16 protein-coding genes and 1 tRNA gene are annotated in these 13,971 nt (G+C 69.9%); 11 read left to right on the forward strand and 6 right to left on the reverse strand.

Going from position 1 to position 13,971, the window contains the following annotated elements:
- The first annotated feature begins 25 nt into the window (after positions 1-25).
- Positions 26-610, forward strand: coding sequence for a flavin reductase family protein (locus tag ACWIF2_RS01605; RefSeq protein ID WP_454357993.1), 585 nt, complete (start codon positions 26-28; stop codon positions 608-610).
- Positions 611-837: 227 nt separating this feature from the next.
- Here the strand turns inward: ACWIF2_RS01605 and arfB are convergent, their stop codons facing one another.
- The gene (gene arfB / locus ACWIF2_RS01610; RefSeq protein WP_454357995.1) at positions 838-1,275 is read right to left on the reverse strand and encodes an alternative ribosome rescue aminoacyl-tRNA hydrolase ArfB; all 438 of its coding nucleotides are present in this window, start codon (positions 1,273-1,275) and stop codon (positions 838-840) included.
- A 152-nt stretch (positions 1,276-1,427) separates the two neighbouring features.
- Here arfB and ACWIF2_RS01615 point away from each other — a divergent pair, with 152 nt between their 5' ends.
- Positions 1,428-2,003 (forward strand): TerD family protein, encoded by a 576-nt coding sequence (locus ACWIF2_RS01615; protein ID WP_454357996.1) that lies wholly within the window; start codon positions 1,428-1,430, stop codon positions 2,001-2,003.
- A 178-nt stretch (positions 2,004-2,181) separates the two neighbouring features.
- Here ACWIF2_RS01615 and ACWIF2_RS01620 read toward each other — a convergent pair whose 3' ends face one another.
- A complete protein-coding gene (locus ACWIF2_RS01620; protein WP_454357997.1) occupies positions 2,182-3,576 on the reverse strand; it encodes a M1 family metallopeptidase in 1,395 nt (464 codons plus the stop codon).
- A gap of 38 nt (positions 3,577-3,614) precedes the next feature.
- Between ACWIF2_RS01620 and ACWIF2_RS01625 the strand changes: the two genes are divergently transcribed.
- Both ACWIF2_RS01625 and ACWIF2_RS01630 read left to right on the forward strand, forming a co-directional pair.
- Positions 3,615-4,115 (forward strand): hypothetical protein, encoded by a 501-nt coding sequence (locus tag ACWIF2_RS01625; protein WP_193479711.1) that lies wholly within the window; start codon positions 3,615-3,617, stop codon positions 4,113-4,115.
- 69 nt (positions 4,116-4,184) lie between these two features.
- Positions 4,185-4,841, forward strand: coding sequence for a hypothetical protein (locus ACWIF2_RS01630; protein ID WP_454357998.1), 657 nt, complete (start codon positions 4,185-4,187; stop codon positions 4,839-4,841).
- A 39-nt stretch (positions 4,842-4,880) separates the two neighbouring features.
- Here the strand turns inward: ACWIF2_RS01630 and ACWIF2_RS01635 are convergent, their stop codons facing one another.
- Positions 4,881-5,558 carry a pentapeptide repeat-containing protein gene (locus ACWIF2_RS01635; protein ID WP_454358000.1) on the reverse strand — a complete coding sequence of 226 codons (678 nt, stop codon included), beginning with the start codon at positions 5,556-5,558 and terminating at the stop codon, positions 4,881-4,883.
- Positions 5,559-5,718: 160 nt separating this feature from the next.
- On the opposite strand from ACWIF2_RS01635, the gene ACWIF2_RS01640 reads away from it, so the two are divergent.
- The 3 genes from ACWIF2_RS01640 (at position 5,719) to ACWIF2_RS01650 (ending at position 8,861) form a co-directional block, all read left to right on the forward strand.
- Complete coding sequence (locus ACWIF2_RS01640; protein ID WP_454358001.1) at positions 5,719-6,879, forward strand: FAD-dependent oxidoreductase; 1,161 nt, start codon at positions 5,719-5,721, stop codon at positions 6,877-6,879.
- A gap of 66 nt (positions 6,880-6,945) precedes the next feature.
- Positions 6,946-7,938 (forward strand): zinc-binding dehydrogenase, encoded by a 993-nt coding sequence (locus tag ACWIF2_RS01645; RefSeq protein WP_454358002.1) that lies wholly within the window; start codon positions 6,946-6,948, stop codon positions 7,936-7,938.
- 5 nt (positions 7,939-7,943) lie between these two features.
- Positions 7,944-8,861: an aminoglycoside phosphotransferase family protein gene (locus ACWIF2_RS01650; protein ID WP_454358003.1), complete on the forward strand. Its 918-nt coding sequence runs from the start codon at positions 7,944-7,946 to the stop codon at positions 8,859-8,861.
- A gap of 404 nt (positions 8,862-9,265) precedes the next feature.
- Here the strand turns inward: ACWIF2_RS01650 and ACWIF2_RS01655 are convergent, their stop codons facing one another.
- Together ACWIF2_RS01655 and ACWIF2_RS01660 are read right to left on the reverse strand one after the other, a co-directional pair.
- Positions 9,266-9,796: a hypothetical protein gene (locus tag ACWIF2_RS01655; protein ID WP_454358004.1), complete on the reverse strand. Its 531-nt coding sequence runs from the start codon at positions 9,794-9,796 to the stop codon at positions 9,266-9,268.
- Complete coding sequence (locus ACWIF2_RS01660; RefSeq protein ID WP_454358005.1) at positions 9,769-10,404, reverse strand: hypothetical protein; 636 nt, start codon at positions 10,402-10,404, stop codon at positions 9,769-9,771. The genes ACWIF2_RS01655 and ACWIF2_RS01660 overlap by 28 nt, the downstream gene beginning before the upstream one ends.
- A 168-nt stretch (positions 10,405-10,572) precedes the next feature.
- Here ACWIF2_RS01660 and ACWIF2_RS01665 point away from each other — a divergent pair, with 168 nt between their 5' ends.
- Positions 10,573-11,010 (forward strand): GntR family transcriptional regulator, encoded by a 438-nt coding sequence (locus ACWIF2_RS01665; RefSeq protein WP_454358006.1) that lies wholly within the window; start codon positions 10,573-10,575, stop codon positions 11,008-11,010.
- 44 nt (positions 11,011-11,054) lie between these two features.
- On the opposite strand, the gene ACWIF2_RS01670 is transcribed toward ACWIF2_RS01665, so the two are convergent.
- Positions 11,055-11,128: transfer RNA gene (locus ACWIF2_RS01670), tRNA-Thr, on the reverse strand.
- Positions 11,129-11,366: 238 nt separating this feature from the next.
- Between ACWIF2_RS01670 and ACWIF2_RS01675 the strand changes: the two genes are divergently transcribed.
- From ACWIF2_RS01675 to ACWIF2_RS01685, 3 genes are all read left to right on the forward strand, one after another.
- On the forward strand, positions 11,367-12,449 hold the full coding sequence (locus ACWIF2_RS01675; protein WP_391114781.1) for an ABC transporter ATP-binding protein: 1,083 nt from the start codon (positions 11,367-11,369) through the stop codon (positions 12,447-12,449).
- A gap of 219 nt (positions 12,450-12,668) precedes the next feature.
- Positions 12,669-13,124, forward strand: coding sequence for a hypothetical protein (locus ACWIF2_RS01680; RefSeq protein ID WP_454358007.1), 456 nt, complete (start codon positions 12,669-12,671; stop codon positions 13,122-13,124).
- A gap of 101 nt (positions 13,125-13,225) precedes the next feature.
- On the forward strand, positions 13,226-13,957 hold the full coding sequence (locus ACWIF2_RS01685; RefSeq protein WP_454358008.1) for a nucleotidyltransferase family protein: 732 nt from the start codon (positions 13,226-13,228) through the stop codon (positions 13,955-13,957).
- Positions 13,958-13,971: the final 14 nt, after the last annotated feature.

The raw sequence follows: 13,971 nt of genomic DNA on the forward strand, positions 1-13,971 counted from the left end.
CGGGGCGGAGATTAGCGTTTCGGGTGTGCCGAACACTCCCTCTGCCACGTCCCCGATCATTCCGTCACCCGCCTCCGGGCATGCTGAGGGGGTGAGCAACGACGAGTTCCGCGCCGCCATGTCCCGGCTGGCCTCGGGCGTGGTCCTGGTGACCGCGCAGGAGCCGCCGCTCGACCCGGACGACCCCTCGGCGCCGGGCAGCGAGGACGTGGGCATGACGGCCACCGCCTTCATGTCGGTGTCCCTGGACCCGCCCATGGTGCTGGTGAGCCTGCGCGAGGGCTCCCGCATGGACGATTTGCTCGACGAACAGCCCCAGTGGGCGGTCTCCGTGCTGTCCGAGAGCCAGCGGCACATCGCGGGCCGGTTCGCCATGAAGGGCCGGGTCAGCGACCGGCTGCTGTTCGCCGACATCCCGTACACGCGCGGCGAGTACACCGGGGCGCCCCTGGTGGGCGGCGCCCTGGCAGTCCTGGAGTGCCGCACCGAGCAGCGCGTGCCGGCGGGCGACCACACGCTGGTCATCGGCCGTGTGCTGACCGCCCGCGTACCGAGCGCGGAGGGCGGGCCGCTGACGTACTTCCGGGGGCGGTACCGGCACTTGGGGTGACCCGGGAAATCCCGTGGCCGCCTCGGCGCGGGCGTCCCTAGGGTGCCCGGATGACGATTCCCGCACCCCGGCTCGAAGAGATCACCGCCGGGAACCTCGACACCGCCCTCGGCATCCGCGTCCGCCCCCACCAGGAACACGCGGTCGCCCCGGTCGTGAAGTCAGAAGTTCTACGTCACATGGCACCCGGGCCCGAACGGCCCCGCCGTAGGGGTACTGAAGCTGGACTAGCTCCAGCCCTGCGCCGACCGGCCGCGCTTGGTCTCCGAGCGCTGCTTCTTCTCGCGCAGCCGGCGCTCGTTGATGCCCCGGGGGATCCGGGTCGCCTTGCGGGGCTTGGGCGGGGGCGCGGTGGCCTCGGCCAGGAGGGCGGCGAGGCGTACGGCGGCGGACTCGCGGTTGCGCCACTGGGAGCGGTGCTCGGAGGACCGTACGGTGACGACTCCGTCGACCAGGCGCCCGGCCAGCCGCTCCAGCGCCCGCTGCTTCCACACCTCGGGCAGTGCCTCGGTCTTCGCCAGGTCGAAGCTGAGCTCGACCTTCGAGTCACTGGTGTTGACGTGCTGTCCGCCGGGCCCCGAGGAGCGCGAGAAACGCCACAGGAGCTCGGCCTCGGGCAGGGAGACGGAGCCGCGGATGACGTGGGGACCAGACATGCCATCCATGTTCCCTCTCCTGTCCGGTCCACGTCATCCCAATAATCGCGAGTAAAGAAAGTAAAGGAGCTGGAACCTCGCGTACCCCTCTCCACGTTCAGGGGGTAGCTGTAGCTTCTTTGCCGTACTGCCGTACGTAACGAGGGAAGGGACTCCCAACAATGGCTGTAAGCCTGTCCAAGGGTGGCAACGTCTCGCTCACCAAGGAGGCTCCGGGCCTGACCGACGTCACCGTGGGCCTCGGCTGGGACGTCCGCACCACCACCGGCACGGACTTCGACCTCGACGCCTCCGCGATCGCGGTCAACACGCAGGGCAAGGTCTACTCGGACGCCCACTTCGTGTTCTTCAACAACAAGCAGACCCCGGACAACACGATCGTCCACACCGGTGACAACCGCACGGGTGAGGGCGCCGGCGACGACGAGGCGATCAACGTCAACCTCGCCGCCCTCCCGGCCGACATCGAGAAGATCGTCTTCCCGGTGTCCATCTACGACGCGGAGAACCGCTCGCAGAACTTCGGCCAGGTCCGCAACGCCTACATCCGCATCGTCAACCAGGCCGGCGGCGCCGAGATCGCCCGCTACGACCTGTCGGAGGACGCGGCCACGGAGACGGCCATGGTCTTCGGCGAGCTGTACCGCAACGGCGCGGAGTGGAAGTTCCGCGCAGTCGGCCAGGGCTACGCCTCGGGCCTGGTCGGCATCGCCCAGGACTTCGGCGTGAACGTCTGACGGACGCCGAGCCGCCTTTGGCGGCGGAGCCCCCCGGCCTTGCAAAGGGCCCGGGGGCTCTGCCCTTTCTTGGGGGCGCGGGGCCGTTTCGATCTGCGGCTCCGCCGCGCGGGCGCGACCAGCCACAACGCACCCGCAGACCCGCATGCGCTCAAGCACCCACGGCGCTTCGGCTCCCTCAGGGCCGCTCCGGCTTCCCCTCCCCGTACAGCCACTCCTCCCAGATCCCCTCGAAGTCCTCCCCGGGCACCCGCTCCTCGACATACGCCGTGAACTCGGCCGTATCCGCGTTCCCATGCCGATGCTCCGCCGCCCACCCCCGCAGGATGCCGAAGAACCTGTCGTCACCCACGGACTGACGGACCTTGTGGAGGACCATCGCGCCACGCTGGTAGACGGGGTCCCCGGAGATGTTCGCGGCATCCGAGGGCTTCGCGGGCGGGAACGCCCAGAGGTCCTTGTACGTCTTCTCCCCGTTCTCGTACAGCGCGTCGAAGGACTCCTGCGCGCTCTCCCCGCCGTGGTCCTCCCGCCACAGCCACTCCGCGTACGTCGCGAAGCCCTCGTTGAGCCACATGTCGCGCCAGCTCTCCGGTGTGACGGAGTCGCCGTACCACTGGTGGGCGAGTTCGTGGACGAGGAGGGTGAGGCCGGGGGCGCCGGGGAAGACGGGCCGGGTCTGGCTCTCCAGGGCGTAGCCGACCTCGGCCGCTCGGTCGACGATCGCACCGGCGGAGGAGAAGGGGTAGGGGCCGAATCGCCGCTCCGCCCAGCGCAGGATCTCGGGGATGCGCGCGAGCACCGCCCGGCTCGCCTCCCGCTCCGCCGGATCGACGGCCGTGTACACGGGCAGACCGCCCCGGGCCGTGGAGCGGGCGATGTCGTAGCGGCCGATCGCGAGCGTGGCGAGGTAGCTCGCCATCGGCTCGGCGGAGTGCCAGCTGAACGTCGTACGGCCGCCCTTCGCTGTCGTGACGTCGCGCAACTCCCCGTTGGAGACCGCCCGGAGCCCGCGCGGCACGGTCACCGTGAGGTCGTACGACGCCTTGTCGGACGGGTGGTGGTTGCCGGGGAACCACGCCATGGACCCCGTCGGCTCCCCCAGCGCGAGCGCTCCGTCGGTGGTGCGCAGCCAGCCCTCCTGGGAGCCGTCGGGGTCGGTGACGGTCTCGGGCGCCCCGGAGTACCGGACGGTCACGCGGAACGTCTCGTCCCGGCCGAGGTCCTTGCGCGGCCGGACGGTGAGCTCCTGCCCGGCGCGGTTCCAACGGGCCGTCTCGCCGCCGACGGTGACCTTGCCGACGTCCAGGCCGATCAGGTCGAGGTTGAACGCGGTGAGGTCCTTGGTCGCCCGCGCGGTGAGCGTGGCCGTGCCGGTGAGGTGGTGGGCGTCGGGGTCGTAGGAGAGGCGCAGGCCGTAGTGGGTGACGTCGTAGCCGCCGTTGCCTGCCTTCGGGAAGTACGGGTCGTGTACGCCGGAGCCGCCCGGGGTGCCGTGGACCCCGGCGCCGCAGGCCGTGAGGGCGAGGGCGGAGACGAGCAGGGAGGGGACGAGACGTACGGACCGGGCCACGATCTCGATCCTATGGGGGGCGTGACAGCATCACTCCCGTGCTCGACATCGGCTACGCCCTCTCCAACCGCTTCCCCGACCCGCCGCAGACCGACTACCGCCGCGCGGACGTCCGCGCCCTGCGGCACGACCTGTTCTGCGGTGACGTCTACCTGGCGGACACCAAGACGGACCACGAGGTGTCCACAGCCTGGGGATGGGTTCCGGTGCTCGACTTCGCGTGGGCGCTGTGCGACATCGTGGAGCGGATCGACCGGGACCCGGCGGGCTCGCGGGCATCCCGGCCGCAGCGGGCGGAGCTGGACTTCACCGAGTCGACCGACCGGATGCTGTTCGAGCGCCGCTTCGGGTGGGTGGACATCGAGGCCGACTGGATGCGAGCGGAGGAGCCCCCGCTCACCGTCTCCCACACCGAACTGCGCCGCGAGTCCCGGGACTTCCTGCACGATCTGATCGCCGACCTCACCGATCTGCACGACGACCTCGCCGAGAACCCGGCGATCTGGACCCTCCAGGCCCGCTTTCCCAGGGTCTCCTGAGGGCGGTCCGCCCCGGGCTGCCACGATCACCGTGCGACGACCGGCGACGGACACGGGGAGAACGGGAACATGAGCCAGGGGTGCGTGACCTACGGCCTGAACTACACGACGACGCCACCGGTCATCGTCAGCGGAGAAGGGCTTTCGCGGGGCACCATCGTCCGGCTCCACCGCGACCCCGACAGCCCCGCACCGGACCGGCTCCGCTCCCTGCGGGCCTTCCATGTGCGCGCGGAGGACTGGGCGCCGGTCGCCCGGGTCGTGACGGAGCAGCCCCTGGGGTCACGGCTGAGCGGACGCCCGGCGGTGTACCACGTCCTGGATCCGTACGGCGCCCCGCTCGGGCGGATCACCCTGCGGCGGCGCCGGGCCTTCCGGTGGGGCCGCAAGCGCTGGACCGTGGAACCGGCCGCGGGGCCGGTCCTCCAGGGGTATCAGGGGCGTCTGTGGAGCTGGCTGCTGTGGTGGCCGTTCGGGCTGCCGGTCTATCTCCTCTTCCTGCTCCTGGCCCTGATGGCGGCGGTCGACGACGGCTTCCGTCCGCCCCGACGCATCACCTGGCGGGACGGCTCCCACCGCGCCCACCTCGTCTTCCGCGCGGTGGCCGAGGACTACCGGCTGCTGAGGCACGAACTCGACCCCCGTCTGGTCCACGCCCTCATAGGGCTGCACCAGTCCCACGACTGGCCGGAGCGGGCGGGGTCAGGCGGCTGGTACGAGTGGTGAGCGTGCGGCGGTCAGCGCGCGGCGATGTGCATACGGCGATCAGCCCTCCACCCTGATCCCCCACTCCACCGCCAGCACCGGTGCCAGATCCAGCAGTTGCGCCGTACTGATCACCGCCCCCGAGAGCCGGTCGAGGCCCCGGCTGATCTCCAGCGACGCGGCCCCGCGCAGGTCGACGTCCACGAGGGTCGCCGCGTGCAGGTCGGCCCCCTTCAGGGCGCAGTCCACGAACTCCACCCGCTCCAGGCGTGCGCCCCCGAAGTCCGGCTCGACGAGGACACAGCCCTCGAAGACGACGTCTCTGAGCCGGGCCGTGCGCAGATTCAGATAGTCGATCTTGCCGCCGCGGATCAGCACCCGCTCCAGCACCGCCCCGTGCAACTGCGGTCCCCCGAGGCGGGCGTCGGTCAGCTCCACGTCCCGCAGGGTCGCCTCGGCGAGGTCGGTGCCGACGCCCCGGACGCCGGTGAGGGCCGAGTCCAGGAACCGGGCATGCCGCAGCCGGGTCTCGTCCAGCGCGCAGCCCGTCAGCGCACAGTCCATGAATCGGGCCCCCGCCCCGTCCTGCCCGGTGAGGTCCGCGTCCTTGAACTCCAGCCCGTCATAGTCCCCGTCCGGCTCCAGCCCACCGCCCCCGTACGGCTCCAGCCCGGGCAGCCGCACCTCCGGTCGCCGCGCGCCCTTCACACCCGTACCGCCCGCCGCTCTCCTCGCCATGCCCCCATGCTGCACCCCACCACTGACAACACCCCCTGACCTGCGCGAACACCGGCCATGTCACATTCCGGGCCCCGCGGGCTGTCGTAATCCCGAAGGCGATTGCCGGAGGCGCCCTCGCCTTCCTGTCGCGACCTCAGGCCCCAGGGAGATCCAAGCCATGCACCGCATCACCGTCATCGGCGGAGGCTTCGCCGGACTGACCGCCGCCATCACCGCCGCCGAGGCGGGCGTCAAGGTCACCCTCCACGAAGCCCACCACACCCTCGGCGGCCGGGCCCGCACCGCCGAGGGCCCGTACCGCACGAACGAGGGCCCGCACGCCCTCTACAGCGGCGGCCCGCACTGGGCCTGGCTCAGGCAGCGCGACCTGCTCGGCCCGCTCGCCCCGATCCCGCCCCTGGAAGGTGCCCGGCTACGGCTGCGCCACCACGGAGTGCTGCGCCGCACCCCGCCCTTCCCGATGCTGAAGCTGCTGCGCCGGACCGCCCGGCAGGCGCCCGTGGACGTCGACTTCCTGACCTGGGCGACCGGCATCGCGGGCGAGGAGGGCGCCCGGGCCGCCGCCCACTACTCCGCCGTCGCCCTCTTCCACCACGACCCCGGCTCCCTGTCGGCCGCGTTCGTGCAGGAGCGCCTGCGCCGGGCCACCAAGCTGCCGCCCGAGGCCCATTACCCGCGCGGCGGCTGGGCCAGCCTCATCGACCGGATGGCCGCCCGGGCCTGGAATCTGGGCGTGCGGATGGAGACCCTGTCCCGCGTCGACACGCTCCCCACCGACACGCCCGTCGTCGTCGCCACCTCCCTCGACGCCGCCCGGCGTCTGCTCGGCGACCCCTCCCTGACCTGGCCGAGCGGCCGTACCGCCCTCGTCGACCTGGCCGTGCGCACGCGGCGCGGGGACGCCTTCGCGGTCTCCGACCTGGACGCGCCCGGCTGGCTCGAACGCTTCACCGCCCAGGACCGCAGTCTCGCCCGGGCCGGTGAGCAGCTCATCCAGGGGCAGATCCCCCTCGCCCCGCACGAGTCCAAGGCCGACGGCACCGCCCGCGCCGAGCAGCTCCTCGACCTGGGGTTCCCGGGCTGGCGCGAGCGGGTCACCTGGCGGCGCGAGTCCGTCGCGGCGGGCCGTACGGGCGCGGTCGACCTGCCCGGCACCAGCTGGCGCGACCGGCCCGCCGTGGACCGGGGCGACGGTGTCTACCTGGCCGGCGACCAGGTCGCGGCCCCCGGAGTGCTGTCGGAGGTCTCCTTCAACAGCGCCCTGACGGCGGTGTCCCTGGCCCTCGGCCGGCGGGAGCTTGACCTCAAGCAAGCTTGAGGTTGAAGGCTGGGGTCCACCGGGCGCCCCCTCGGCGCCCACCCGGCGATCCCACGAGGAGCTCCCATGCACGCCATCCGCCTGCACGCCTTCGGCCCGGCCGAGAACCTCACCTACGAGCAGGTCGAGGACCCCCGGCCAGGCCCGGGTCAGGTCCGTATCGCCGTACGGGCGGCCGGCGTCCACCTCCTGGACGCCGCCCTGCGCGAGGGCATGCGGGGCGGACCGGCGACCGAGCCGACGCCTCTCCCCACCATCCCGGGCCGCGAGGTCGCCGGCGTCGTCGAGTCCCTGGGCGAGGGCGTCGCGGACCTGTGGCTCGGCAAGCGGGTCGTCGCCCACCTCGGCTTCGTCCCCGGCGGGTACGCCGAACTGGCCGTCACCGCGGTCGAACGCCTGCATGAGATCCCGGAGAACCTGGACTTCGCCGAGGCCGTCGCCATGATCGGCACGGGCCGTACGGCGATGGGGATCCTCCAGTTCGCCGAGCTCGGCCCCGACTCGGTGGCCGTCGTCCCGGCCGCCGCCGGAGGCATCGGCACGCTTCTCGTGCAGTACGCCAAGAACGCCGGCGCGACCGTCATCGGCCTCGCGGGCGGACCGGAGAAGATCGCCCGCGTGCAGGCGAACGGTGCCGATCTCGCCGTCGACTACCGGGACCCGGCCTGGCCCGCGAAGGTCCGCGCCCACCTAGGCGGCCGGACCGCGACCGTCGTCTTCGACGGCGTCGGCGGCGACGTGGCCCGCGAGGCCGTCGCGCTCCTCGGCCCCGGCGGCAAGCACATCGTCTTCGGCTGGTCCGGCCAGGGCATCCTCGACGGCGAGCCCTACCTCGTCGACGGCGTCTCCGAACAGGTCCTCGGCCCCGCGATGCTGGGGAAGGCCGGCGGCCCCGACCCCCTGCGCACCCTCGAACTGCGCGCCCTCACCGAGGCCGCCACCGGCCGGCTCACCCCGGCCGTCCAGCGGTTCCCGCTCCACGAGGCCGCGGCCGCGCACCGGGCGCTGGAGAACCGTGGCACGACGGGCAAGGTGGTCCTGGAACCCACCCCCCGCTAATTCACATGACCCGCCCAGCGCACCCCACTACCGTGCGGAAAGTGATCGACATTCCAAGCGAACTGGCGGCATCACAGGAGAAGTTCAACGGCGAAGCGGGCCGCGCCTTCATCGCCGGACTACCGGAACAGACGGCCCGCTTCCTCGACCACTGGAAGCTGAAACCCGACGGACCCCCCATGCACGGCGTGTCCGCCCTGGTCCTCCCGGTCCTCCGCCCCGACGGCACCCCCGCGGTCCTCAAGCTCCAGATCCTCGACGAGGAGAGCGAAGGCGAACCGGTGGCGCTGCGCGCCTGGAACGGCGACGGAGCGGTCCGCCTCCTCGACCACGACGAGCCCACCGGCACCATGCTGCTGGAACGCCTCGACGAGACCCGCATGCTGTCCCACGTGCCGGACACCCACCGGGCCGTCGTCACGATCGCGGAGCTCCTCGCCCACCTCACCGCCTTCCCCGCCCCGCCCTGCCTGCGCTCCCTCGGCGATGTCGCCCGGGCCATGCTCGACCAGACCCCGTGGGCCCTCGACCGCATCCCCGACCCCGAGTCCCGCCGCCTGGTCGCCGACTGCGCCGCCGCCGTACGCGAGGTCGTCGACGAGCCCGGCGACCGCCTCCTGCACTGGGACCTCCACTTCGACAACGTCCTCGCCTCCGGCCGCGCCCCCTGGCTGGCGATCGACCCCAAGCCCCTGGCCGGCGATCCCGGCTTCGAACTGTGGCCAGCCCTCGACAACCGCTTCGACCCCGACGACATCCGCTGGCGCTTCGACGCCATGACCGCCACCCTCGCCCTGGACCGCCCCCGAGCCCGGGCCTGGACCCTCGGCCGCCTCCTCCAGAACGCCCTGTGGGACATCGAGGACGACCGCCCCATCGACAAGACCCAACTCGAGATCGCCCGCATCCTGCGCACCCCGTGAATCCGCAGCCCACGAATCCACAACCCACGAAAAAGCCCAGGCCCGGAAAGATCCGGCCTGGGCGATGAAGAGCCCCCTGTCGGATTCGAACCGACGACTTACGCATTACAAGTAACACCGGCGGACGTTGCTGGAGTCACGGCGCGTTGAGACCAGAACTGAGACCAGCACGAGTGGCGCACGGCTCGCCTGCCACTCCGGCCGCCGAGGGCGCCAAAGCACCAGAACCTTGCCGACGGGTGGCCCTGCTGATGGACAGGCTTGGCCCCATAAGCAGAAAGGCCCCGGATCACTCCGCAACTTGTTACATGCAGGCAGCGAGATTGGTCGATGCAGTTCTCCACCGTGCACACAGCTACGCTCCGCACCAGATACTAGATGCGGAGCGTAGCCGTTCCAGCTGCCTACTTGGCTAGTTCATCAATCCGCCAGCCGACGATCCCGGATGATCCCGCAAGGCCGTCGACGTCGATCTCTATCTGTGCCGGGGCATCCGTAACACGTTGACGGACTGGGACACTGTCGCACGCCACCGTCTGACGCGTCGGGCGTTTGACAGTCACAGTGAGGCGAACCTCTCCTGCTCCCGAGCAGACAACTGCCAGCGTGTATGACTTGCCGTTCGACAGGGCCGGGCGGGTGTGGATTCCGTCGCTTGCGCGTTCCAAGCCTGACTCTACGAACAGGTCGCCGGTGTCGTCCGCCTCCCCAATTCCTAGCGCCTCTTCCGCCTGCTTCTCCAGAACCTTCCTCCGGTCACTCGACACAGAGGGTGAAGCGCTCGGCTTGGGGTTCTTTGACGGCCCGCCCTTATCCTCCGAGTCGCCACTGCATCCAACGAGGAAAGCAGTAGACAGGATCGGGACGAGGAAGGTAGCACTGCGGCGCGTAAACCATTTGCCACAGATCATGTCCGGGTTTCCCAGTAACGCCATCCGACCTCCTTGGTCGGCATCTTCACGCTACCGGACCCAAGCTTTTTCTTGCCGCAGCGATTAGCACTGGTTTCATACTTCACCCAGTTATACTTCTCACCCCAGGTGCCGTATTGCAAGTGCCCGTAGCGCCCGCTCTTGATGTGGCGGGTGTACCTGTGCCCCGTTGAAATTCCGACCTCGCCAACCACCTTGGCGCCAAACTCTGCCTTGGCCTTCGCGAGGAGGGCGCCGGCCTCGAACGAGGCGCTCCCGCTCACCTCAAGCCCGATCTTGCCGGATTTCAGGACCTCGACGCTCATCGTCCCGCCCGGTCCATCCTTGTATGAGGTGCCGTTCCACCAGGACGGGATGTGATAGTTCTTCTTACGTCCAGAGAGCGCATACCACTTCTTGTAGGGATTGTCGCAACGTTGCGTCCCTACATCACCCTCGTCCGCCACTTCTGGAAGAGCGTTGAGCTCCCTCTCGGCGGCCATCTCTTGGGCCGACATCACAAGCCCCTCGACCGCAATACTGCTCGTCTCCTGGGTTACAATTTGATCTGGCGTGACTTCCTCAGGAGCTGTGCCAACCGGCTCCTCAACCGCAGAGGAAGTAGCAGTCATTACTGCTCCGAGGGTCAACACTGTGGCCGAAACAAGTAAGCGTCGCACGGGTGCTCTACGCAAGTGGATTCCCCTCCCTTGCCGCCTGGATTGGCGGACTGAGGGGAATATATAGCGTGACTGCTGCACCAGTCCGACAATTGTTGATCTACTGAGGGAAACTTGAGGTTGGCGAAGCAGTTGATTCAGAGCCTCTGCGGCCCGCGCTGCCACGTGTCGAACCCGGCACCCCTGATCAGGCCGAACGTGTCGCAGCAAGCCAGCCCTCGGGGAACCTTCCTTAGGATTGCGGACGCTTTGAAGGCCCGGATCGCGGCCGACCCGGACATGACGGAGCTTCCATCCCTGGCTGAGGTCATGCGCGACCACAGGGTCTCGCGCGGGCTCGCCCTCCGCGCATTCGGTGTGCTGCGGCAGGACGGCGTAGCCGAACCGGCACCGGGCGAACGGTGGCGCGTCATGCGCTCGGGCATTCGAGTCGACCGGCTGCCGCTCGATCAGCGCATCGCCGACATCATCACGGCTGAAGGGCTCGCATCTGAGACCACAACGGAGACCGGGGACCGCCGTGCGGCCCGCGCCCTGCGCCGCCGTCGCGTCCGCTGAACGAAAAACCCCAGGTCAGAGAACACCTGGCCTGGGGCAGAAAGAGCCCCCTGTCGGATTCGAACCGACGACCTACGCATTACAAGTGCGTTGCTCTGGCCAGCTGAGCTAAGGAGGCCCGTACGGGTGTGCACCCGTACGTGCCCGAGCAGTGTACCCAGGTCCCCGAGGGGCCCCGTCGAAAATTTCCGCGAAGTTCACAGGCCCGGAGGTACTGACAGACCAGGTGAACGCCAGGTACGGTCCTGAGCCAGTTCACACGCGTGGACTACACCACAACGGACTTCCCGTCGTGGCACCGCCTTCCTACTCGGATCGTCCGGCACGTTCCTGCCGGTAGAAGGGGTTCGTTCATCATGGCCACTGTCTCGTTCGACAAGGCGACCCGGATCTACCCGGGCACCGAAAAGCCCGCTGTTGACGCGCTGGAGATCGACATCGAGGACGGCGAGTTCCTCGTCCTCGTCGGCCCGTCCGGCTGCGGCAAGTCCACCTCGCTCCGCATGCTCGCGGGGCTCGAGGACGTCAACGCCGGCGCCATCCGCATCGGCGACCGCGACGTCACCCACCTGCCGCCGAAGGACCGGGACATCGCCATGGTGTTCCAGAACTACGCGCTCTACCCGCACATGACCGTCGCCGACAACATGGGCTTCGCGCTCAAGATCGCCGGCGTCAACAAGGCGGAGATCCGGCAGAAGGTCGAGGAGGCCGCGAAGATCCTCGACCTCACCGACTACCTGGACCGCAAGCCGAAGGCGCTCTCCGGTGGTCAGCGCCAGCGTGTCGCCATGGGCCGCGCCATCGTGCGTGAGCCGCAGGTGTTCCTCATGGACGAGCCGCTGTCCAACCTGGACGCCAAGCTCCGCGTCAGCACCCGTACGCAGATCGCGAGCCTGCAGCGCCGCCTCGGCATCACCACCGTCTACGTCACCCACGACCAGGTCGAGGCCATGACGATGGGCGACCGGGTGGCGGTCCTCAAGGACGGTCTGCTCCAGCAGATCGACACCCCGCGCAACATGTACGACAAGCCCGCCAACCTCTTCGTGGCCGGCTTCATCGGCTCCCCCGCGATGAACCTGGTCGAGGTGCCGATCACCGACGGCGGCGTGAAGTTCGGCAAGTCGGTCGTGCCGGTGCAGCGCGACGCGATCGCCGCCGCCACCGACAAGACCGTCACCGTCGGTGTCCGCCCGGAGCACTTCGACGTGTCGGACGCCGAGCAGGGCCTCGCGGTCACCGTCAACGTCGTCGAGGAGCTCGGCGCCGACGCCTACGTCTACGGCACCGCGAAGGTCGGCGACGACTCCAAGGACCTCGTCGTCCGCGTCAGCGGCCGTGACGTCCCGGAGAAGGGCAGCCAGCTGCACATCGTGCCCCGCTCCGGCGAGACCCACGTGTTCTCGACGTCGACCGGCGCCCGCCTGTCCGACTGACGGCAACCGCAAACACCCAACCCCGGGTAATTCACCCAGGTTGACGAAGAAGGCCCCGCAGAGCGCTGCGGGGTCTTTCTCGTTGTCGACAAATACCCCGGCAGACCGGACGTTTCGAGCAGTGTGCGTCAACGCCCTACCCAAAAAAGGGCCCTCTCTCATCCCCCGAACCGGTGACTAAATGTCTACAAACCATTACCCCGCGCTACCCTCACACGCGTGAAGCACTCCACTACCCAACAGACGCGACGCGGCCGGGGCCCCGCCCGCCGGATCGGCCGCACCCTCGCTTTCGTCCTGCCCGTCGTCCTGGTGCTCTCCGGGACCCTCGCGGTGAGCCGAGTCAACTGGTCGGGGGGCTCCTCCGACCCGGTGCTCACCGCAGCGGACACCTCCACGTCCGCCGGCACCTCGCGTGCCGCCAAGCGCGCCCCGCAGGACGTCCTGCGGGACAAGCTGCTGACCGAGTTGCAGCAGGAGAACCCGGGCGTCGCCCTCACCCACCTCCAGCAGGCCGTGAACGACCGCCCGTCGCTGGCCCGGCACTGCGCGTCCATCGCCCGCGCCCTCGGCCAGGCAGCCGTCCGGGTCTACGGCCCGACGCGCGCCCAGTCCTTCGCCCGCCCGGTCTGCGACACCGCCTTCGCCACCGGCGTCGCCGCCGCACACAGCTGAGCGCACCGCCCTGCCACCGGGTGGGAAGCCGACAGCGGCAGACGCGGGAACCCCTCGTCCGCCGCCGTCTCCGGGCGGGACGCCCCGTACAGTTCGGTCTCATGAGCGATCCGAGCGCCGCGTCCCGCCCCGTTCAAGCCGTCGTTCTGGCCGGCGGCCAGGGCTCCCGGCTGCGTCCGTACACCGACGACCGGCCCAAGCCGATGGTCGAGATCCCCGGGACGGGGACGCCGATCATCGGCCATCAGCTGTCCTGGCTCGCCGAGGAGGGCGTGACGGACGTGGTGGTCTCCTGCGGCCACCTCGCCGATGTGCTGCAGAAGTGGCTGGACACGGCCGATCTGCCCGTCTCCGTCACCACGGTCGTGGAGTCGGAGCCCCTCGGCCGCGGCGGCGGCCTCAAGTACGCCGCGGCTCATCTGCCCCACCCGGACCAGCCCTGGTACGCCACGAACGGCGACATCTGGACCCGGTTCTCGCTGCGTGACATGGCCGACTTCCACACCGAGCGGGACGCGATCGCGACACTCGCCCTGGCCCGGCCCCGCCTGCCGTGGGGCGCGGTGAAGACCGACGGCTTCGGCCACATCACCGACTTCATCGAGGCCCCGCCGTCGACCTTCGAGATCAACGCGGGCGTCTATGTCTTCTCCCCCGAGTTCGCGGACCTGCTGCCGCAGCGGGGCGACCATGAGCGTACGACGTTCCCCCGCCTGGCCCGGGAGCAGCGGCTGGCCGGCTTCACCATCCCGCAGGGGTCCTACTGGCGTGCCATCGACACGGCCAAGGACCTGACGGAGGCGGCGAAGGAGCTGGCCGCGCAGGGGCGCTGAGAGCGAGACAAGCG

The organism is Streptomyces sp. NPDC055506 (assembly GCF_053643595.1).